This window comes from Cyanobium sp. Aljojuca 7D2, assembly GCF_024346415.1.
Taxonomy (GTDB): Bacteria; Cyanobacteriota; Cyanobacteriia; order PCC-6307; family Cyanobiaceae; genus Cyanobium_A.
Genome location: NZ_JAGQCX010000004.1, coordinates 155,069 through 176,404 on the forward strand (window position 1 = coordinate 155,069; position 21,336 = coordinate 176,404).

Sequence of the window (21,336 nt, forward strand, 5' to 3'; positions counted from 1 at the left end):
GAAAGCGGCCCAGGATGAGGGCAATCAGGATGGCCACGTAGAGCTGGCCGGCCAGGTGATCACCGTGGTCACCACCTGGCCGGCCACATTGCTGGTGTGGAGCACGCTGGTGCCGATGGTGGTGAGCATGGCGAAGGCAGCGGCCATCAGCGCCGGAGCCACCGCCACGTTGGCCCCCGACGACGGGGGTAGCGGCGGCAGAGACGTCAGGTCGAACGCTGCCGGATGCAGCACCCACAGGGCCGTGAGCAGCAGCCCCCCCGCCAGGCCTACCAGCAGATAGCCCGATGCCGCCCCCATCACCACCGACACCGTCACAAACGGCTCTCGGGTCAGAGTCTTGACCATGCGGATCACCGCGAGTGTCAGAAATACCAGCCACACGATGACGTGGGGGATGGTGAGCGCACGGCCCAGCAGCGGCATCCCATTCAGGGCGACATGCCAGACAACTTCCAGAGCAATCGCCAGCCCCCCCAGGCCATAGATCAGCGGACGGGTTTTGCGCAGCAGTGAATAACGGCTCACAAACACCATCAACATCAACGCCAGCACGATCAACATCGCTGACAGCAGCCAGAGATGAACCTGCGCCAGTGGCAACAGCAGCAGCAGGGCCACCTCCACCGCCAGGGTGATCAGATAGCCCCGATGCCGGTTGCGCAGCCGGGTGATATCAACGCGTGTCAGGCGCATCCTGACCTCTCGGATTCAGCGGCAGCTCACAGACCGGGGCTGCTCTGCATGATGCCGCCGTCGGCAAAGATCGTGGTGGCTGTGATGTAGCTGGCCGCGTCACTGGCCAGGAAGCCCACCACCCGGGCGATCTCCTCGGGCTGGGCCATCCGCCCCAGGGGAATGGCCGCATCGAGTTTGGCCAGCAACTCCGGATTGTTCATGGTGGAGTCGTTGATCGGCGTGGCCACAGCTCCAGGGCCCACATTCACCATCGTGATGCCATGGGAGGCCAGTTCCAGCGCGGCGGTGCGCGTCAGCATGCGCACCCCTCCCTTGGCACAGCAATAAGGGGTGTTCTCCGGCATGGGCCAGTCTTCATGCACCGAGGAGATGTTGATGATCCGGCCGCCGCCGCCCTGGGCGATCATCTGCTTGGCGGCGTATTGACAGGCAAAGAACACACCCCGCAAATTGACGTCAAGTACCTTGTCGAAATCATCGGGTGTGGTGTTGAGGATCGAAGTGCGGGTCTCGACGCCGGCATTGTTCACCATTACGTCGAGGCGGCCATACTTGTCGACCGCGGCCTGCACCAGCCGCTGCAGATCATCCAGCTTCGACACATCGGCCTGAACGCCGAAGCTGCTGCCCCCATAGCTGCCGATCTCCCGCTCCAGCTCCTCTGTGGCCTCGGGATGGGAGCGGTAGTCGATCACCACCTTGGCGCCGAGTTCGGCCAGATTTTCAACGATCGCCTTGCCGATGCCGCTGTTGCCACCGGTCACGATGGCCACCTTGCCCTGCAGGAAGCTGGAGAGGCTCTGGCCCGCCAGGGGATTGGTGCTGGAGCTAGCACTCATGGATGAAGCTGACTTATTGGCCGCACGGTACCTAGGTCGGAGCCCTCGCGCTGCAGGCTGCAACACCAGCAACACCGGCACCGCATGGAGACAGCAGCCATGGTCGATCGCCAACCCCAGATCAGCCCCCTAATCTGAGCGCCTCCAACGGGCGACTGACATGGAGAGCGCTCAAGGAAACGACATGGGTGACTCGGTTGCCACCACAGCGGGTAGCCATTCCGACTCGATCGCCAAGGGCTCAATGCTCAAGGGGGCCATGCTCCTGGTAGCCGCCTTCCTGGCCAACACCCTTCAGAGCGCCTTCGCCCGGGCCGTGGGTTCGGCCATGGATGCACTGATGTTCACCTGGCTCACCTTTCTGCTGGCCCTGATCCTGCTGGTGCCCGTGCTGATGGCCCGAGGAGGACGCGATCTACCAACCGGGACCCTCCACCTGCATCTGCTGCGCGCCGGCACGGGCATGGGCGGATTTCTGCTGTTCATGACCGCCGCCAAGCTGGTCAACCTGGTGAACGCCAACGTGCTGCTCAACACCACGCCGCTGTTTATTCCGCTGCTGGCCTGGTTGGTGCTCAAGCAGCGCATTCCCCGCAAGCTCTGGATCGCCCTGGCCGTCGGCTTTTCGGGCATGGTGATCGTCGTCAAGCCGAGTGCCAGCGTTCTCAACCAACCAGGTGATCTCCTCGGGCTGGCGGCAGGACTCATTTGCGCCGTGGAATTCCTCACTGTCAAAGGACTCAATCGCACCGAATCACCACTGACTCAGTTGTGGTATTTCCTGACGGTTGGCACGGCGATCGCCTCCGTGGCGATGGTGGGACATTTCCATGCCATCAGCCTTGCCCAGGGCCTGCTGGTTCTGGCTTCCGCAACCTGCCTTCTGAGCTTTCAGTTCCTGTTGATCAAGGCCTACAGCTTTGCGGATCCCAGTTCCATTGGAGCTTTTCAGTATTCCTCGGTCATCTTTGCCGGTCTGATCGGTTGGATCTGGTTTCAGCAGATTCCCACTCTCAGTGTTGTCGTGGGCACTCTGTTCATCTGCCTCGGAGGAGTGCTAAGCATCCTCAGACAGGCTCCTCCCCCGCAGACGCTCCCCTTGCAGCCCACCACCACGACGCCCTGAGGCCTCGCTTGCCGCACTCCCTTGCTGATGCCTCTCCCACACCTGCTCCAGATCGGCTTCACCACGGCCAACGCTGACGCCACTGCCGATTTCTTCGAAACCAGCCTGGGCTTCAGGCGGGGCGAAAGCCTGCTGGTGGAAGCCGGCCCCTACGCCCAATTGGTGGGCCTGCCCGGCTCACGGCTGAAGCTGGTGCGGCTGCACCTGGGCGACGAAACCCTGGAGCTCACCGAGGTGCTGAGCCTGGGCGAGGGCCTGCGGCCCGGGCGCCCGATTCCGGCCGATTCCCGCAGCTGCGACCTCTGGTTTCAACACATCTGCATCGTGGTGAGCGATCTGAACGCCGCCAGCGCTCCAGCGCGCCGGACGATTGCCAACGGCTCCCTGGTGGGTGTGTCCACCGCCCCCCAGACCCTGCCGGCGTGGAACACGGCCGCCGCCGGCATCCAGGCCTTCAAGTTTCGCGATCCGGAGGGCCACAACCTGGAGCTGCTGCAGTTTCCCCCCGATAAGGGCGAGGCCCGCTGGCATGCCCCCCCGCCAGCCAGCGCCCCCTTCCTGGGGATCGACCACAGCGCTCTCTCTGTGGCCGACACCCCGCGCAGCTGCCACTTCTACGACGAACTGCTGGGCCTGAAGCTGGGCGGAGATGGAATGAACAGCGGCCCCACCCAGGATCGGCTCGATGGCCTGACGGACACCCGGGTGCGCATCACCAGCCACCGCTGCCCTAAAGGCGCCGGCGTGGAATGCCTCAACTACCAGCCCCCCAATAGCGGCAGACCCAGGCCCGCAGATCAGGGAACCCAGGATCAGGCCCACTGGCAGATCCGGCTGCGGGTTGCCGATCTGGATCGCATCGCCACAGCCGCGGAGGCCTTCGGCGGCCAACCGCTCCATGGCGGCGTGATCGAGCTGGGCGACCAGGGCGCCCTCGTGGGCAGCGAGCGCGCCCTGCAGCTGGCCGACCCCGATGGCCACCAACTGCAACTGGTGCAGGGTTAAACAGATCTGGGTACCTTGAGCACACTTCTACAGCCCAGACGCGATGGAGATCACCGTGGTGGAACTGCTGGTGCCGGCTGCACCATCCACCTTGGCCGAGGCGTCCCTGCTGGTGATGCGGGTATTCCTGGGAATCTGCTTCATCCGCCACGGCTGGCCCAAGCTGCGCAATCTGAAAACCTGGGCCACGGCGATGCAAACGCCCGAATGGCTCTGCTTTCTCTCGGCCTTCTCGATGTGGGGCGCGGGCATTGCTCTGATCCCAGGGCTGCTCACCCCCCTGGCGGCCCTGGCGATTCTGGTGTCGATGGCTTACGCAGTGGTGATTGAGCTCAAGGCGGGCTTTCCATTCATCGGCCCCGACCCATACCAGATCCCCCCTGGCGATTACGCCGGCCCCATGGGAGTGGGTGACCCACCCAGCTGGGAGAAAGCAGCCATGTATGTGGTGATGTGTGGCGTGCTGGCCAGCTGCGGTGGCGGCCTGTTCTCCCTCGACAACCTGCTGATCGCTGATCTGCTCAAAACGATGCTGGCCTGATCTCAGCGGCCAAGCCGCTCGCGCAGATGGTCGCCGACCCGCAGGGCATTGGCGATCGCGGTGAGTGAAGGATTCACCGCGCCGATGGTTGGCATGAAGCTGGTATCGACCACGTAGAGGTTGTCGAGGTCGTGGGCCTTGCAGTTGAGGTCCAGCACCGAGGTGGCCGGATCACTGCCGAAGCGGCAGGTGCCGGCCTGATGGCCCACGGCGGCGATCGACATGTCGTTCTTGATATAAAACTGCCGCTCCACCAGGTGATTTTTGAGATAGAGCCGGTCGAGCATCCCAGTAAGCCGGCCGTAAAGTCGCTGTGAGGCCGTCTGGTTGTTGGGCGTGTAGGCCAGATGAATCTGACCCTCGCCATCCACGGTCACGCGATTGTTGGGATCGGGGAGGTCTTCCGAGGAGATCCAGAAATCGAGGGCATGCTCGGCGATTTTGTCCATCGACCAACCCGGCATCAGGAAGGTTTCCAGCGGCGCATAGCCCTTCATGATCGTGCCGTTGGTCTTCCCCGTCATCTGGATGTTGCCCATCGGGTAGTCAAAGTCGGCATCACCGAGATACCAATCATTGATCGAGATGGTTTTCTGAAACACGGTGGTGTTCGGCTCATGGGCCAGGGCCACCATGGCCTTGCTGTTGTGGAACATGTAGTTGCGCCCCACCTGATCTGAGCTGTTGGCCAGCCCGCGGGGATGCTGGTCGTTCGCTGACATCAACAGCAGCCGGGCGCTGTTGGCAGCCCCACAGCTCACCACCACCACATCCCCACGCACGGTCATCGGTTGGCCATCGCGCTCCAGCTCCACCGCCTGCACGCTGCGGCCGGAGGCGTCGGTCTGCAGACGGCGCACCTGGGCCCGGGTGAGCAGCGACACATTCGGCGCTGCCAGGGCCGGCCGCATCCCCAACACATCGGCGTCGGATTTGGCATGCACCAGACAAGGGAATCCATCGCAACAATTGCATTTGCGACAGCGGCTGAAGGCGGGGTTCGCCTCATCCAGCATCACCCCACTGGGGGCGTGGAACGGATGCAATCCAGCCAAGCGCAGATCATCCACCAGCTGTTGAATGCGGGGCTCGTGGGCCACCGGCGGATGGGGGTACGGACCACTGCAGGGGGGCTCGGTGGGATCTTCCCCCCGCTGGCCGTGCACGTGGTACATCTCCTCGGCCCGCTGGTAATAGGGCTCAAAGTCGCTGTAACGCAGGGGCCAGGCTGGCGAAATGCCATCGAAATGATTGAGCTGCTCAAAATCCTGCTGGCGCAGCCGGAAGTGAGCCGCGCCATACATCTTCGTGGCTCCACCCACGAAGTAATGGCTGCCGGGCTGAAACGGCTTGCCGTGCTTGTCGTGCCACACATCCTTCGAGACGTAGCGCCCCTTCTGAAACACTTCCGCCGCATCCCAGTTCTGGGGCTCCTGGGGCAGCCAATCGCCCCGCTCCAGCACCAGAATCTTCAACCCGCTGGGAGCCAGATGGCGCGCCAGGGTGCCACCACCGGCACCACTGCCAATAATCACCACATCAAAGTGGGCCCCATCGGCCACCTCCAACTGACAAGCTGCCGGCAACGGCGAGATGGCCAGGGAAGGACCGGGAAGCTCGTTGGGATGGGAGGCGTGGGTCATGGCTGAGCTGGAAGAATCGGAGAAGAATCAGGAGGCTTTGAAGGCAGAACAGATCAAGCGTTAACCAGAGGAATAACGACTCAACTGGTTGACCATCTTGGCGACGGTGGCGCTCCATCCGGTCTGGTGGGAAGCACCCACACCACGGCCATTGTCTCCGTGAAAATATTCGTTGAACTGAATCAGATCCCGCCAGTAGGGATCGTTCTGGAACAAATCCACATCACCATTGAAGGCCCGCCGCCCGGATTCATCCCGCCTGAACAGGCCCACCAGGCGCTTCTCGAGCTCCAGCGACACCTCCCAGAGATTGAGCCAGTTGCCGGAGCGCGTGGGGAACTCCACCTTGAAATTGTCACCGTAGTAATGGGCGTATTTCTGCAAGGACTCAATCAGCAGGAAGTTGATCGGCATCCACACGGGCCCTCGCCAATTGGAATTGCCCCCAAACATCGCCACCGGGCTGTCGCCCGGGCTGTAGACCAGGGTCTGGCTATCGGAGCCCTCCGTGAACGAATAGGGATGGTCGCCGTACACCTTGGACAGGGAGCGGATTCCATAGGGGGAGAGGAACTCCTCTTCATCAAACATCCGTTCACAGATCCGCCGCAGGCGATCCTCCGGCACGAGGGTGTAGAGAATGCGGTCGTTATGCCACTGGCCGAGGTTCTTCTCCAACCACGTTGGTGTGGTGCGCTCATGCACAAACCAGGCCATGCTTTTGAGCACATCGAGCACCGGCAGGCGATCCACGGTTTCACGGTCGAAACTCGCCACCGCCAGCAGGGGAACCAGACCCGAAAGGGAGCGGGTCCGCAGGTAGTCGGTGCTGCCATCGGACCGCTTGATCACGTCGTAGTAGAAGCCATCGTCGTGATCCCAGTTCAGGAAGCCTCTTTCTGAAGGAGTATTGAGGGTGATGGCCAGTTGCGTGAAGTCGTAAACGAAGCGCTCGCAGGTGTCGGCATACTCCGGCTCCTCACGGCTCAGCTCCACCGCAATGTTCAGCAGGTTGAGGCTGAGGGACGCCATCCAGGCCGTGCCATCGCACTGCTCAATGCGGCTGCCATCGGCCAGGGGGAATCGCCGATCAAACACGGCGATGTTGTCGAGACCCAGAAAGCCCCCTTCAAACACGTTGTCGCCGGAGCGATCGTTGCGGTTGGCCCACCAGCCGTATTCGAGCAGCAGCTTGCGCAGGGCGGCCCGCAGGAAGGGCTGATCGGCCTGGCCGCTCTGTTTGCGATCAATCTGGTAAATCCGCATCGCCGCCCAGGCGCCGATCGGCGGATTCGGATCGGAGAGAGCCCACTCATAGGCGGGGGTTTGGGCGCTGGGGGCTGTGTAGTGGGGGCTGCGCAGCAACATCGCCTGCTGCTTGGCCACCTCAGGATCGAAGATGGCGAAAGCCACCGCATGGAACATCAGGTCCCACTGGCAGAAGTAGGGGTACTCCCAGGCATCCGGCATCGAGATCACATGGTGGGCATGGAGCCGACTCCACAGGGCCGTATCGGACTGCCAGCGGTTGGCAGGCGGAGTCGGTTGGGTGGGGTCCCCCTCGAGCCAACGCAGCACGCTCCAGCCGTAGTACTTCTTGCACCACAGCAGCCCCGCCACGGCGGAGCTGTGAATCAAGCGATCCTCGGGGTCTAGCCCCGGCAGGGTGTGCTCAAAGAACTGCACACACTCCGCCTCCCGCGCCTGGAACAGCGCATCAAAAGCGGGCCCGAAAGGTGATTCGGCATCGCCACTGGGCACGCGCCCATCCACCCGTTTCCGCAGGCGCAGTTCGACAACCCACTCCTCGGCCGGAGCCAGGGTGCGCTGCAACAAGCGGGCCGCCTTGGTGCCGCACTGGGCTGGATTGATCGCCGCCGCCTCACCGCCGATCACATAACGGTGAAACCCATCCTTCTGAAAAGGGGTGGAGTTGGGCTGGCCGTAGAGGCGCTGGTGGTTGGTCTCGTTGTCGGTGAACAACCAGGTGCCCCCATCCCGGCAGAGCAGCTCGTAGGCCCCCAAATTCGGAACGTCACCGGTAACCAGTGCGTCTCCGTCCAGGACCATCGGCTGGCGCTGCTCATCGGGGTAGCCCCAGCCCCAGGTGTTGCGCATCCACAGGGTGGGCAACAGCGTGAGGGGGGCAGGATCGGGCCCGCGGTTGGTGACGCGAATACGGATCAGCAGGTCGGTGGCTGATCCCTTGGCGTATTCAATGGCAACGTCGAAGTAGCGGTTGGCATCAAAGATGCCCGTATCCACCAGCTCGTATTCCGGCTCGCTACGGCTGCGTCGGCCGTTTTCATCCACCAGCTGTTGGTAGGGGAATTCAGCCTGGGGATATTTGTAGAGCCCCCGCATGAAGCTATGGGTGGGAGTGTTGGCGAGGTGGTAGTAGTAATCCTTGATGTCTTCGCCATGGTTGCCCTCGGGGTTGCTCAGACCAAAGGGTCGCTCCTTGAGGATCGGATCGACCCCATTCCAGAGGGCCAGGGAGAAACACAGCCGACACTGCTCATCGCAGATGCCCAACAGTCCGTCCTCTCCCCAGCGATAGACCCGCGAGCGGGCGTGATCGTGGGGGAAGGAGCGCCAGGCATCGCCATCGGCGGAGTAGTCCTCCCGCACGGTGCCCCACTGGCGATCGGGCAGGTAACTACCCCAGAGGGTCCAGGGCTGGAGGCCCTGGTCGCGCTCCAGGATGCGGGCGGCCTCAGGAATGGTGGTTACCGGGGGCGTTGACGTCATCGCAGGGATGCCTTGAGGCCATCGGCAATGCGCAGGGCATTGGCGATCACGGTGAGACCGAAGCCCATGGCCGGACAGGCCGGGAACACACCGGCGTCGGCGATGGTGAGGTTGGCCACCTCGTGGCTGCGGCCCTGCAGATCCACCACCGACGTGGCCGGGTTGTCGCCCATGCGACAGGTGCCGCAGCTGTAGCCCACGGCCGATAGGGGCGCCTCACCGCGGGGATGGGTGGGGGCTTCCTTCACCACATGGCAATCCGGATCGGCCTCCACCGCCTTGAGGGTGTCGATCCAGCGGTAGACAAGGCGGTCATGGGCCTCTCGGTTGTTGGCCTGATAGGTGATCTGAATACGATCCCCCCGCAGGCTGACGCGGTTGTGGGGGTCGGGCAGCACCGGGCTCATGGCCCACCAGCTGATCGAGCGGGAGGCGAGCTGCTCGAGGCCGAAGTTGGGCAGCAGCTTGGTCACCAGCGAGAGCACCGGCGGCGACTCAGCAAACAGGGCATCCTGCAGAACGCCGCCGCCGTTCTGAATCGAACCCAGCGGGAAGGAAACGTTCTTGTCACCCCAGAGATAGTCGTTGATGCCGTAACTGCGTCCATAGCGGCCCGAATTGGGTTCGGTGGCGAGCTGCAGGATGGATGTGAGCTGCAGCTTCATCAGGTTGCGGCCCACCTGATCGGAGCCGTTGGCCAGGCCCCGGGGATGGCGATCGGTGGCCGAGCGCAGCAGGATCGCCGCGCTGTTGACAGCCCCAGCCGCCAGCACCACCTGATGGCCCATGAACAACCAGCTCTGGCCATCCACCAGGGCCTCTACACCCCGCACCTCCGTGCCGGTGGGATTGACATGCAGCCGCTGCACCTGGGCGCCGGTTCGCACCACCACCGCGGTTGAAGCGCGGGCCGGATCCACCCCGAACAGCTCCGCATCGCCGGAGGGATCCGCCAGCGATTCCGACCAGCTCTGGGGTAGGAGATAGGGATTCACGCCCTGGCGGTCAAACGCCAGACGCAGCTCTTCGAAGAAGGGCTCTACTGGTTTGGGAGCGAAGGCGTAATCGCCACTGGAGCGGGGCTCGGTGGGATCAACACCCCGCTGTCCATGCACGCGATACAAGCTTTCCGCCTGGTTGTACCAGGGCTCGAGGTCGGCATAGCTGATCCCCCAGCTCGGCGCCTGCCCGTCCTGCAGCGCGAGGCCGGCCAATTCCTGTTCGCGCAAGCGCTCCAGCACACCACCCCAGATCTTGGTGTTGCCGCCGAGCGCATAGATGGTCTGGGGAGAGAAAGGGTCCCCGTCAGTACCAAACCACTGCTCCTTGGGGTGATAGCGGTCCTTGCGGAAGAGGTCGACATCGGCCACGTTCTGGTCGGCCAAGGCCATCTGCCGGCCCCGCTCCAGCAACAGCACCGCATGACCGGCATTGGCCAAGGACCTTGCCATGGTGGCGCCGGCTGCACCGCTGCCGATGATGATGACGTCGTAATGGCGGTCGTCGATAATCATGGATTAAAAGCTCAAGTGCGCTGCCAGACGTAAATCAGCACGAAGAGGATGATCCAGATCACATCCACGAAGTGCCAAAAGAGGGATGTGGCCTGCACCCCTTGATCTCCCCCCGCATAATTCTGGGGAATGAACGACTTCACCAGCATCAGGCCCATCAGGAACACGCCAGTGGCCACATGAAGGCCGTGAAAGCCTGTGAGCAAATAGAAGGTGCCTCCGAACGTGCCTGAGGTAAAGCCAAACTGCAGACCACTCCACTCAACGGCTTGGCCGTAAAGGAAATAGGCCCCCAGGGCCATGGTGACCAGCCAGAACGCCCGGAACCCAGGCAGGTTGCCCTTGGCCATGCAGCGCTCCGCTAACCAAATCGTGCCGGAACTCGACACCAGCACCACGGTGTTGATCAAGGGCATGCGCCACTCCAGACCCTCCACTCCCACGGGCAGCCAATTAAGGGCACTGGTTTTCAGAATGGCGAACCCGCTGAAGAACGCCAGAAAAATGACGCTCTCAGAGCACAGAAAGATGATGAAGCCCGTGAGGTTGTGCTTGGGATGCGCGGTGTTGGGATGGGGGCTATTCGAATCAACGGTGGCGGTCATGTGCTGGCCTCCTGGAGGGTGAGCGCCTGTTCAATCTCGGCCTGATGGTCTACCAGAGGCTTGCCAGTGCCATAGCCGTAGGGGCGGGAAATCACGGTGGGAACGTGCTCGCCAAAGTTGTCCTCCGGCGGGGGAGAAGGCAGCAACCACTCCAGGCCGATGGCATTCCAAGGGTTATGGGTAGCCTTCACCCCCCGCACCCAGGCACTCACCATGTTGAGCAGGAAGGGAATGATCGACACCCCCAGCAGGAAGGCCCCCAGGCTGGCCAGCACATTCCAGAAGGCAAATTCCGGGTCGTAACTCGACACCCGACGGGGCATGCCCATCAAGCCCAGGGGATGCATGGGCAGGAAGTTGAGGTTGGCGCCGATGAAGGTGAGCAAAAAATGAAGTTTGCCCAGCCCCTCATAGGGCATGCGGCCGATGAACTTGGGAAACCAGTGGTAGATGGCGGCAAAGATGCCCATCACCGCCGCTCCATAGATCACGTAATGGAAGTGACCCACCACGAAATAGGTGTTCGACACATGAATATCAACTGGCACCGTCGCCAGCATGATGCCAGTGATGCCGGCAAACACGAAGTTGAACAGGCCACCCAGGCAGAACAGCATCGGCGTGGTGAGCCGCAGTTTGCCGCGCCAGATCGTGCCCAGCCAGGCAAACACCTTCACCCCAGTGGGCACGGCAATCAACATGGTGGTGAACATGAACAGATTGCGCATCCACTGGGCCACCCCACTGGGGAACATGTGATGCACCCACACGATCAGGCCCAGGCCCACAATGATGAACGAGGCCAGGCAGACGTAGACGTAGCCAAACAGCGGCTTACGCGAATAGACGGGGAACAGCTCGGAGAAGATGCCAAACACCGGCAGGATGATCACATACACCGCCGGGTGGGAATAGAACCAGAAGAAGTGCTGGTAGAGCACGGGATCGCCGCCCCCTTCCGGCTGATAGAAACTGGTGCCGAAGCTGAGGTCCATCAGCAACATCACCGCACCCCCGGTGAGAGCCGGCAGACCGATCAACTGCAGACTCTGGGCCGCCAGGGCTGTCCAGCAGAACACCGGCATACGGAAGAAGCCCATGCCAGGGGCCCGCATCCGCAGAATCGTGGTGACGAAATTCACCGCCCCCATGATGGAAGACACCCCCGAAAGCGCCACGGCAGTGAGCCAGAGCCCCTGGCCATTGACGAAATGCCCCAGAGGGTTCTGGGTGCTGACCGGTGGGTAGGACCACCAGCCGGAATAGGCCGGACCTCCCGGCACGAAAAAGCTGGCAATCAACAGGGCGCCGAAGATCGGAACCAGCCAGAAAGCCACCGCATTCAAGCGCGGAAAGACCATGTCAGGGGCACCGATCATGGTGGGAATCAACAGATTGTTGAGCCCGTTCAGCACCGGAAAAATGAACAGGAACAACATGATCGTTCCGTGCATCGTGTAGATGCCGTTGTACACGGTGCGATCCACCAGATCGGCGGCAGGCGTGATCAACTCACCACGAATAATCATGGCCAGCAGGCCACCAATCAGGAAGAAGAAAAAGGCCGTCACGATGTATTGGATGCCAATCACTTTGGCATCGGTGTTGAAGCCGAAATAACGGCTCCAAGAGGCCTCTTCAGGGGGACTGGGCGGGAAGGTGGCGGAGGTCATCGGGCTCAGGCGTCGTGCGGCAAGGTGTTGGATCCGGGAACGTTCACCTGGGGCGGTGGAGCCGGCGGCACCGTGGCCCAGCCGGGGTTCTTGAGCTGCTGCCGGGCTTCGAATTCCGTCATCGCATCGCTGAGCCCGGGCTGCAGGGGCTGACGGGCAGCCTCCTGGAGCCAGGCCTGATAGGCATCAGCGCTTTCCACCACCACATCGGCCTGGTTGGCGGCAAACCAGGTGCCGCTGAACTGGGAATCCCGCAGGCGATAACGACCTTCCCGAATAGGGGTGAGATTGAAGTTGATCGCCCGGCCGGGAATCACGTCCTGCTTGAGGCGGAAGGCCGGGATGTAGAACCCATGGATCACATCGTTAGACACCAGCCGGAAGGTGACGGGCTGATCCACCGGCAGGTGCAGCTCGGTGGAGGAGACGTTGGCCTCGGGATAGCGAAACTCCCATGACCACTGCCGGGCAATCACCTCCACCTGCTCTGCCGGCAGCCGATCCCCCGGGTAGCCGCCCTGATCTTCGATCGGATTGGCCAGGTGGATGTGTTCCATCGGGCCCAACACCCCCAGGCTGGTGTTCACGCGCATCGTGTAGACGGCAATAGCCATCACCAACACGAAGGGGATGGCCGTCCAGATCACTTCGAGGCGGGTGTTGCCCTCAATGGGCTCCGCATCGCTCTCGTCGTACTTATCGGCGCGGTGCATCACGATCACCCACACCATCACTGACACCACCGCACCAAACACGAAGGTGCCGACACCGGTTTCAAAGCTGAACAGCCCATCCACCAGGGGGGCGGCGCTGGAGGCCTGCACTGGCAGCCACTGATAGGAGACCTTTGCCACCCACCAGCTCAGCACCACCAGCAGGGCGATCCAGCCGAACAAGGCCACCAGGCCCAGGCGGCTGATAGCCGGCCGGGAGCCAACAGGAGGCTGGGAGCGGCCTGGAGTGTTGGTCATGGCAGAGCCTGCTTGAGATCGGCACCGGCGGCGAGCAGCTGGTCGGCGGTGACATGCACGCCAAACTCACCCGCCAACTCGGCCCCGAGGGTGCCGTGCAAACCGATCACCAGGAACAGCCCAAGCCCAACCAGCAGGTAGAGCCACTGCACCTGACGGCCCATGTCCTTGCGCCAGACAAAGCGCTGATAGCCCCGCCACACGGTCATCGCGACGATCACCAGCAGGATCACCACGCCACCGACGCCATGCCAGAGCATCGTCTCCATGCTCTGTAACCCGATGGTGCTGGTGACCCCTGGCAGGGGCACCGCCAGCAGCATCTCGAAGAAGCCGGCCGCCACAGTGAAGAAGGTAGCGATGGCGCAGGCCAGCAGGTTGTACCAACCCACATCGTGGAAGCCGCCGCGGGTCACGGGTAGAGCCAGAAAGCGGAACACCCGCTTCTCCACCGGATAGAGGGCGCCAGCGATATCGAAGGCGATAGCAATCACGAACAAGCCGATCGTGAGATGCACCAGGTTGGGGTGAATCGGCAGGGCATAGGGCAACCCATTCGGCCCCAGATCGGCTGCCAACTGCTCGATCGGCGATCCTGCCGGAATAAATGTGGGTGCGCCTTCCATCACACCAGCCCCGCCCGCATCGCCTGCACCACCGGCACCGTGTGAAGGCCATACACCCAGATCAGCTGGTTGCCGAGGGTGACCTGCACCACGATCAGGGCCGTCAGCAGGCCTCCAGCACCGAGGAAGGCCAGAGGCAGCTGCTGGGGGTCCTTGCTGCGGATCACGAAGCGCCACCCCGACATCAGCGACAACACCCCAGCCAGCGACCAGCCGATCGTGCTGTGCAGGTTGAGCAGATCGCGCGAGGCTCCGTAGGGATTGGCCAGCCCCGCCTCCACCTGTCCAAAGATGATCGCCACAAAAATCGCTGCAGTGGCGAACAGCAGGTTCCAGAAACTGACCTCAAACAGCGCTGGCCGGCGGGTCAACACACCGATCAGATCAAACACAAACGTGATCAGCCCCATGGCGATCACGAAGTGCACCACGATCGGATGGATGGTGTCCATCCAAGGGAGGTTGTGGTCGTTGAGCGGCGGCAGCAGCTCAAGCATGGGGCCCTGACCAAACACGATCGATCTCCACACTGAAGAGCCATCACGAAGGGGCTAGCAAGCTGTGATGGTTTGCTACAGGGCGGTAATGGTTTGCTGACAGCGACAGCTCATCAAGTCTGCAATTCCTGCCAAGCGGGCGCTTTAACGTGGCCACTCTTCTGTGTTTCTCCGGTGACGGTTCCCGCTTCCCCAACCCTGCGCTGGGTGACCGCCGCCCTGCTGTTCGCCGCAGCCGGGCTGTCGATCGTGCTGCCCTTCGTCTCGGCCACCCTGCTCACCATCGCCGTGGGCGCCGTGTCGGTGGTGGCGGGGGTGTCCCAGCTGCTGCGCCTCACCGGCGAGGCCGACACCAAGGGCAAAATCTTCCGCCTGCTCTCAGGACTGCTCTACTTAGGCGGCGGCGTTTGGGTGCTCGCCTTCCCGGTGGCCAGCGAAGTGAGCCTCACCCTGTTCGTCGGCTTCCTGCTGGCCTTTGAAGGGGTGATGGAACTGGCTGCCGCGGCCACCGGCCAGGGCCCTGCCCGTGCGCTGGTGCTGCTCGACGGCATCGTCACCGCCGTGCTCGGCGGCATGCTGATCGCCGAGTGGCCCTCCGACAGCATCTGGGCGATCGGCATGTTGTTCGGCATCGGCCTGGGGTTCTCCGCCATCAACCTGATCACGGCTCCGAGTCAGCCGGCCAGTTGAGTTGCAGGTCGCCAACGGCCGCCGCATCGAGACGCCTGGGGTCGGCGACCCCCAGGCTGCCCCCCTCACGCAGCACCTCCACGCAGTTGGCTGAACCCATCGCCGCCGTGATCACAACCCGGTGGCCCAGCGCCTCCAGCTTGGCGGTGGTGTCTGAGCTGAGGCCCTGTTCCACGCTGATCTGGTCGGGCCAGAGCTGGGAGTGAATGCGGGGGCTGGCCACGGCTGAGGCCAGGTTCAAGCCATGCACCATGCGGTTGAGCAGCACCTGCAACACCGTGGTGATGATGCGGCTACCCCCTGGGCTGCCGGTGGCTAGCCAGGGCCTGCCATCGGCACGAAACACCAGGGTGGGCGTCATCGAGCTGAGGGGCCGCTTGCCGGGGGCAATGGCATTGGCGGCTCCCTGCACCAGGCCATAGGCATTGGCCACACCGGGTTTGGCGGTGAAGTCGTCCATCTCGTTGTTGAGCAGGAAGCCGGCGCCGGGAACGCTGATGCCGCTGCCGTAGGCGAAGTTGAGCGTGGTGGTGAGGGCCACCAGGCCCCCCTGGCGATCGGCCACCGACAGATGGGTGGTGTTGGTGCCGCCTGAGCTGGGGCCCTCAGCGGCCAATTCAGTCGCCGGACGATGGCGATCGCTGCTGATGCGGGCGCGCTGGCTGTTGGCATGGGCCGGGCTGAGCAGGCGCTCCAGAGGCATGGCCACCTGGTCGGGGTCGCCGAGCCAGTGGTTGCGGTCGCGGTAGGCGAGGTTCATCGCCTCGACCATCCGGTGCAGGCTGGCTGCACTGTTGAGGCCCAGCTGGGCCAGGGGCAGGGGCTCCAGCACCTGGAGCAGCTGCACCAGGGTGACCCCACCACCACTGGGGGGCGGCATGGTGAGCACCGGATGGCCCTGAAACCGCACCTGCAAGGGGCGCACCAGCTGAGCCCGGTAGCCGTTCAGATCGGCATGGCCAATCAGCCCGCCCCGTTGGCGCATCATCGCCACCAGGGCCTCGGCGATCGGCCCCTGGTAGAAGCCGCGCTCACCCTGAACTGCGAGGCGTTGCAGGCTGGTGGCGAGCAGGGGCTGGCGCCAGCGGTCGCCGGGACGCAGCGGGCGCGCCAGGAACAGCTCGGTGGAGGTGGGGTCGGCGCGGAGCAACGGCGCAGCCTGCTGCAGGGAATCAGCCAACTCCTTGCCCACGGGGAAGCCACGGCTGGCCAGCTGGATGGCCGGCGCCAGCACCGCAGCCCGGGACAGCCGGCCGTAGCAGCGGTGCGTGAGCAGCAGCCCGGCGGGCGTTCCCGGTACGGCCACACTCAATGGACTGCGGGTGGCCCGCGCACGGTCCACCTCTCCATCGGCGCCGAGAAACATTCCAGCCGTGGCCGCCAAAGGAGCGGTTTCGCGGAAGTTCACCGCCACGGCCGTGCCGCGGCCCAGGCGCAGTTCGGGGCTGGCCCCAGCCCGCGCTCCAGGTAGCGCCAGACAACCGCGAGATGCCGCCGGCGACGGACCCGGCAGCCACAGCACCAGGAACCCGCCGCCGCCCAGATTGCCGGCCTGGGGCAGGGTGACCGCCAGGGCGAAGGCCGTGGCCACCGCCGCATCCACCGCGTTGCCGCCGCGGGCCAGGATCTCAGCCCCGGCCTGGGAGGCCCACCGCTCCTGGCTGGCCACCATGCCGCCCGGTGACCACTGGGGATGGGAGCGCTGGCTGCGCTCCTGCAGGATCTCGGCCGGGGCCGGGGAGGCCAGCAGCGCCGTGATCGCCAGCGTCAGAACGCGAACGCTCATGGTTGCTCTGGCGCTCCGTAACCGCCACCGCCCGGCGTCTCGATGCACAACGCCTCCCCGGGCTGCAGCGTCTGCTCAAAGCAGCCCTCCAGCTCCCGGCTGGAGCCATCGGCACCAATCCAGCTGTTGCGGCCGCAGGCCCCCGCCTCGCCGCCGGCCAACCCCGCCGGCGGAACGCGGCGCGAGCCGGAAATCATGGAAACGTCCATTGGCGCGAGGAAGCGCAGCTGGCGCACCACCCCATCGCCACCACGGAACCGGCCAGCCCCACCGGAGCCGGCGCGGATCGCAAAGCGCTCAACCCGCACCGGAAAGCGACTTTCCAGGATTTCCGGATCGGTGAGCCGGGAATTGGTCATGTGGCTCTGCACGGCTGAAGCACCCGCATAGCCCAGGCCTCCTGGATGCCGGCCGGCACCGGTGCCACCGCAGATCGTTTCGTAGTACTGAAGATCGGCATTGCCGAAGCTCAGATTGTTCATCGTGCCCTGAGCCGCGGCCTGGATGCCCAGGGCCGCAAACAGGGCATTGGTCGCCGCCTGGGAGATCTCCACATTGCCGGCCACCACCGCCGCCGGGGAACGGGGATGCAGCAGGGTTCCCTCTGGAACGATCAGCTCGATGGGCTCGAAGCAGCCGGCATTGAGCGGGATCGACTCGCCCACCAAACAGCGAAACACGTAGAGCACCACCGCCTTGGTGACAGCCAGGGGGGCATTGAGATTGCCGCTGTGCTGGGGCGAACTGCCGCTGAAGTCGACCCGGGCGCGCCCGGCCTGGGCATCGATGGACACGGCCACCTGGATGTGGGCGCCATGGTCGAGCTCCACCCGGGCCTGGCCGCTGCGCAGCCGCGCCATGGCCTGGCCCACTGCCGCGGCCCCATGGGCCTGTACATGGGCCATATAGGCCTGCACCTCCTGCAGGCCATGGCGATCGATCAGGCGCCCCAGCCCGTCTACCCCCAGGCGATTCGCGGCCACCTGGGCCTGGAGATCGGCGAGCAATTGGTCGGGGTTGCGCACCGGATGGCTACCGGCAGTGAGCCGTTGCCGCCACAACACCTCATCGAAGGTGCCATTGGTGAAGAACAGCACGTTGTCGAGCAGCAGCCCCTCATCCGCGATCGTGCGGCTGAAGGCGGGCATCGAACCGGGGGTGATGCCACCGACATCGGCATGGTGGCCCCGCGAGGCCACAAAAAACGCGGGCACCTGGGCCCCAGGCCCCGATCCTGGCGCGAACACGGGTGTGATGGCCGTGATGTCCGGCAGATGGGTGCCGCCGTTGTAGGGGTTGTTGGAGAGCACCACATCCCCGGGCGCCAAGGGAGGGCGATCACCCCGCGCGATCGCTTTGAGCAGGCTGACCACGCTGTCTCCCATGGAGCCCAGATGCACCGGAATATGGGGGGCATTGGCCACCAGCAACCCGGCGGCGTCAAACAGAGCGCAGGAGAAGTCGAGACGCTCGCGGATGTTCACCGACCGGGCGCTCTGCTGCAGGCGGCCGCCCATCTGCTCGGCGATGGCCGAAAAGCGGTGGTTGTAGAGCTCCAGAACGGTTGGGTCGGCAGGCGCGGCGGGGCTCGAAACAGAACTCGCAACGGAACCGCCAACAGAACGCTCAGCGGAAACCGGGTGTGCCCGCGGCTGCCGCTCCAGCAGCAGCGCCCCATCGGCCAGCACCAACGCCTGCCAACCGGGCTCCAGCACGGTGGTGGTGGTTTGATCAATCACCAGGGCAGGGCCCTGGAGCAGCTGCTGGGGCCGCAAGTGGTCGCGATGCCAGAGCGGCACCCTCTGCCAGCCGAGCTGCTCACCGAGCCAAAGGCGAGTGCTGGTGGCGGCAGGCGCGCCATCCCCACTTGCAGTTCCAGCCCCATCCCCCCCTGCTGCCCAACCGGACTCCGTCCCGTCAGCGGGCAGCTCCTGACCGGGCAGCTTCTTACCGGAGGAGGTGATGTCGACCAGCAACCGCTCCACAATCCAGTCCTCGCCAACCGGGGAGTAGCCGTAGCGCTGCTGATGACTCGCGGCAAAGGCCTGCCGCAGCTCAGCCAACACGGCCACATCAGGGGCCACATCGGCGGCGGAATCGGGGGCGGAATCCTGGGGCGACCAGGGCACCTCCAACCCCCGCTCACTGCCGGGCGCCCGCAGCTCCAGCCGCACCCGGATCTGGGGGGAGGCGTGGCCCAGATCTCCCGCCTGCCGCAACCCATCCACCCCCCGGCGCACCAGGCCAGCGCAGTGCTGGCGCAACACGGGCAACGAGGCAGGCGCAAGCGGCAGCCTTGGTGAGCACTCCAGCAACAGCGACTGCTCGGCCATGCCGAGGCCATAGGCGGACAGCACACCCGCCAGGGGATGGAGCAACACCCGCGATAGGCCCAGCACCTCGGCCAGGCGGCAGGCGTGCTGGCCGCCGGCGCCGCCGTAGCTCACCAGCAATGCCTCGCGCAGGTCGTGGCCGCGCTGAATCGAAATGCGGCGCAGGGCACCGGCCATCGTCTCGATCGCGATCTGCAGCGCCCCCTCGGCCACCCGCTCGGGCGTGATGCCTGGCGCCACCGCCGCCATCACGGCCGCCAGCTTGGCAAACCCCCGCGCCACGGCCTCACCATCGGCGGGTTGGTCGGCGCTGGGACCGAACAGAGCCGGCAGGGCTGCGATGGGCAGCCTGCCCAGCAGCAGGTTGGCATCGGTGATCGTGGGCGGGCCGCCGCGGCGGTAGGCCGCTGGCCCCGGATCGGCACCGGCCGACTCCGGCCCCACCCGCAGCCGCAGGCCATCGAATCGCAGGATCGAGCCACCACCGGCGGCCACGGTGTGGATGGGCAGCATCGGCGCCTGCAGCTGCAGGCCAACGATCTCGGTGGCGGGGCTGCGCTCCCAGGCGAGATCGCCCTGCCGGTCATCGAAATGAAAGACATCGGTGGAGGTGCCACCCATGTCGAAGCCAACGATCGGCTGGGGCGGCAAGCCCGCAGCCTCCAGGGCCCGACGGCCCACAGCCACGGCCCCCACCATGCCCCCGGCCGGCCCCGAGAGGATCGTGTCCTTGGCGAGCAGCACCTCCGGAGCCGCCAGGGCACCACTGGAGCGCATCACCCGCAACCGGGTATCCGGCCCGAGGGCCTGGCCCACTTGGCCCAGATAGTGCTGCAGCACCGGCGCCACCGCCGCCTCCACCACGGCGGTCTGGCCGCGGGGCACAAGCCGGGGCTGGCCGCTGAGCTGGTGGGAGAGCACCACGGCCTCAAAGCCCAGGGGCTCCAGCCAGGCGCCCAGCTGCAGCTCTTGGCAGGGATTGCGGGTGCTGTGCAGTAGGGCCACGGCGCAGCTGGAGTAGCCGTCGGCCTGGGCAGCCCGCAACTGCTCGAGCATCCCCTCGGGCAGCGATAGGGGCTTGAGCTCAGCACCATCGGCGGCCAGCCGCCCATCCACCTCCAGCACCCGCAGGCGCAAGGGCTGGGGCCGCTCGATCGCCAGGGCAAAGATGTCCGGGCGGTGCTGGTCGCCAATGGTGAGCAGATCGGCAAAGCCCCGGTTGATCAGCAGCACCACCCCGGCCCCGCGCCGCTCCAGCAAGGCATTGGTGGCCACGGTGGTGCCGAGCCGCACCTCCTGCACCAAACCCGCTGGCAGGGCGCCGCTGGGGGGCAGGCCCAGCACCGCCCCGATGGCCCGCACGGCCGGATCGCCCGGGCAAGCGGGCTGCACCGACAGCACCTTGCGCACCACCAGCTCACCGGCAGGACTCCGCCCCACCACATCGGTGAAGGTGCCGCCGCGATCAATCCAGAATCGCCAGCCCGCCACTCAGCGGTAGTTCTCGAACTGCAGCGGCACCTCCACGTCCTGGGCCTTGAGCAGGCTGATGGCCTGTTGCAGGTCGTCCTTGTTCTTGCCGGTGATCCGCAGGCTGTCGCCCTGGATCGAGACGGTCACCTTTTTGAGCTCATCGCGGACGGTTTTGCTCAGGCTCTTGGCCAGCTCCTGGCTGAGGCCCTTGCGCAGCTTCACCACCTGCTTCACCCGGTTGCCGCCGACGGGCTCGGGGGTCTGGAAGTCAAAGATCTTCAGTGAGAGATTGCGCTTGGTGGCCTTCTGGCGCAGCACATCCTCCACGGCCTGGAGGGTCATGTCACTGGCGGTGGTGATGGTGAGGCTCGTCTCCTCCACCTCGATCTCGGTGTTGGAGTCCTTGAGGTCGTAGCGGGTGCCCACGTCGCGGCGCACCTGGTCGATCGTGTTGACGAGCTCCTGGCGATCGAAATCGCTCACCACATCAAAGGAATAGGTGTCGGCCATGGGGCTGGTCGGTCGGGCGGAAACGTGCGCGAATCGTAGGTGCGGCCTGCCAAC

At 64.6% G+C, this 21,336-nt stretch carries 17 protein-coding genes; 4 read left to right on the plus strand and 13 right to left on the minus strand.

Annotation, left to right across the window (positions count from 1 at the left end):
* Positions 1-24: 24 nt before the first annotated feature.
* Complete coding sequence (locus KBY57_RS06320; protein ID WP_254995044.1) at positions 25-696, minus strand: hypothetical protein; 672 nt, start codon at positions 694-696, stop codon at positions 25-27.
* 26 nt (positions 697-722) lie between these two features.
* Positions 723-1,538 carry an SDR family NAD(P)-dependent oxidoreductase gene (locus tag KBY57_RS06325; protein WP_254995045.1) on the minus strand — a complete coding sequence of 272 codons (816 nt, stop codon included), beginning with the start codon at positions 1,536-1,538 and terminating at the stop codon, positions 723-725.
* Positions 1,539-1,722: 184 nt separating this feature from the next.
* Between KBY57_RS06325 and KBY57_RS06330 the strand changes: the two genes are divergently transcribed.
* The 3 genes from KBY57_RS06330 to KBY57_RS06340 are packed head-to-tail and all read left to right on the plus strand — an operon-like array spanning position 1,723 to position 4,210.
* Positions 1,723-2,664: a DMT family transporter gene (locus KBY57_RS06330; protein ID WP_254995046.1), complete on the plus strand. Its 942-nt coding sequence runs from the start codon at positions 1,723-1,725 to the stop codon at positions 2,662-2,664.
* A gap of 27 nt (positions 2,665-2,691) precedes the next feature.
* Positions 2,692-3,669, plus strand: coding sequence for a VOC family protein (locus tag KBY57_RS06335; RefSeq protein WP_254995047.1), 978 nt, complete (start codon positions 2,692-2,694; stop codon positions 3,667-3,669).
* Between the two features lie 43 nt (positions 3,670-3,712).
* Positions 3,713-4,210, plus strand: a complete 498-nt coding sequence (locus tag KBY57_RS06340; RefSeq protein WP_254995048.1) for a DoxX family protein — start codon at positions 3,713-3,715, stop codon at positions 4,208-4,210.
* Between the two features lie 2 nt (positions 4,211-4,212).
* On the opposite strand, the gene KBY57_RS06345 is transcribed toward KBY57_RS06340, so the two are convergent.
* Genes KBY57_RS06345 through KBY57_RS06380 form a run of 8 tightly spaced genes read right to left on the minus strand, consistent with a single transcriptional unit; the run spans position 4,213 to position 14,490 of the window.
* Positions 4,213-5,853 carry a GMC family oxidoreductase gene (locus KBY57_RS06345; protein ID WP_254995049.1) on the minus strand — a complete coding sequence of 547 codons (1,641 nt, stop codon included), beginning with the start codon at positions 5,851-5,853 and terminating at the stop codon, positions 4,213-4,215.
* 60 nt (positions 5,854-5,913) lie between these two features.
* Complete coding sequence (locus tag KBY57_RS06350) at positions 5,914-8,604, minus strand: MGH1-like glycoside hydrolase domain-containing protein (protein WP_254995050.1); 2,691 nt, start codon at positions 8,602-8,604, stop codon at positions 5,914-5,916.
* Entirely contained in the window at positions 8,601-10,118 is a 1,518-nt protein-coding gene (locus tag KBY57_RS06355) for a GMC oxidoreductase (protein ID WP_254995051.1), read from the minus strand. The genes KBY57_RS06350 and KBY57_RS06355 overlap by 4 nt, the downstream gene beginning before the upstream one ends.
* An 11-nt stretch (positions 10,119-10,129) precedes the next feature.
* Entirely contained in the window at positions 10,130-10,723 is a 594-nt protein-coding gene (locus KBY57_RS06360; protein ID WP_254995052.1) for a heme-copper oxidase subunit III, read from the minus strand.
* Positions 10,720-12,396, minus strand: a complete 1,677-nt coding sequence (locus KBY57_RS06365; protein WP_254995053.1) for a cbb3-type cytochrome c oxidase subunit I — start codon at positions 12,394-12,396, stop codon at positions 10,720-10,722. The genes KBY57_RS06360 and KBY57_RS06365 overlap by 4 nt, the downstream gene beginning before the upstream one ends.
* Before the next feature lie 5 nt (positions 12,397-12,401).
* Positions 12,402-13,367 (minus strand): cytochrome c oxidase subunit II, encoded by a 966-nt coding sequence (locus KBY57_RS06370; RefSeq protein ID WP_254995054.1) that lies wholly within the window; start codon positions 13,365-13,367, stop codon positions 12,402-12,404.
* Positions 13,364-13,993, minus strand: a complete 630-nt coding sequence (locus KBY57_RS06375) for a DUF2231 domain-containing protein (protein ID WP_254995055.1) — start codon at positions 13,991-13,993, stop codon at positions 13,364-13,366. Before KBY57_RS06375 ends, KBY57_RS06370 begins: the two co-directional genes overlap by 4 nt.
* On the minus strand, positions 13,993-14,490 hold the full coding sequence (locus KBY57_RS06380) for a DUF2231 domain-containing protein (protein ID WP_254995056.1): 498 nt from the start codon (positions 14,488-14,490) through the stop codon (positions 13,993-13,995). Before KBY57_RS06380 ends, KBY57_RS06375 begins: the two co-directional genes overlap by 1 nt.
* Before the next feature lie 174 nt (positions 14,491-14,664).
* Between KBY57_RS06380 and KBY57_RS06385 the strand changes: the two genes are divergently transcribed.
* A complete protein-coding gene (locus KBY57_RS06385; RefSeq protein WP_254995057.1) occupies positions 14,665-15,180 on the plus strand; it encodes a DUF308 domain-containing protein in 516 nt (171 codons plus the stop codon).
* On the opposite strand, the gene ggt is transcribed toward KBY57_RS06385, so the two are convergent.
* From ggt to KBY57_RS06400, 3 genes are read right to left on the minus strand one after another with little or no spacing between them, the layout of a single operon-like run.
* Complete coding sequence (ggt, locus tag KBY57_RS06390; protein WP_254995058.1) at positions 15,152-16,966, minus strand: gamma-glutamyltransferase; 1,815 nt, start codon at positions 16,964-16,966, stop codon at positions 15,152-15,154. The two genes, KBY57_RS06385 and ggt, sit on opposite strands and share 29 nt — an antisense overlap.
* The gene (locus KBY57_RS06395; RefSeq protein ID WP_254995059.1) at positions 16,963-20,790 is read right to left on the minus strand and encodes a hydantoinase B/oxoprolinase family protein; all 3,828 of its coding nucleotides are present in this window, start codon (positions 20,788-20,790) and stop codon (positions 16,963-16,965) included. Before KBY57_RS06395 ends, ggt begins: the two co-directional genes overlap by 4 nt.
* Entirely contained in the window at positions 20,791-21,282 is a 492-nt protein-coding gene (locus KBY57_RS06400) for a YajQ family cyclic di-GMP-binding protein (protein ID WP_094560996.1), read from the minus strand.
* Positions 21,283-21,336 lie beyond the last annotated feature (54 nt).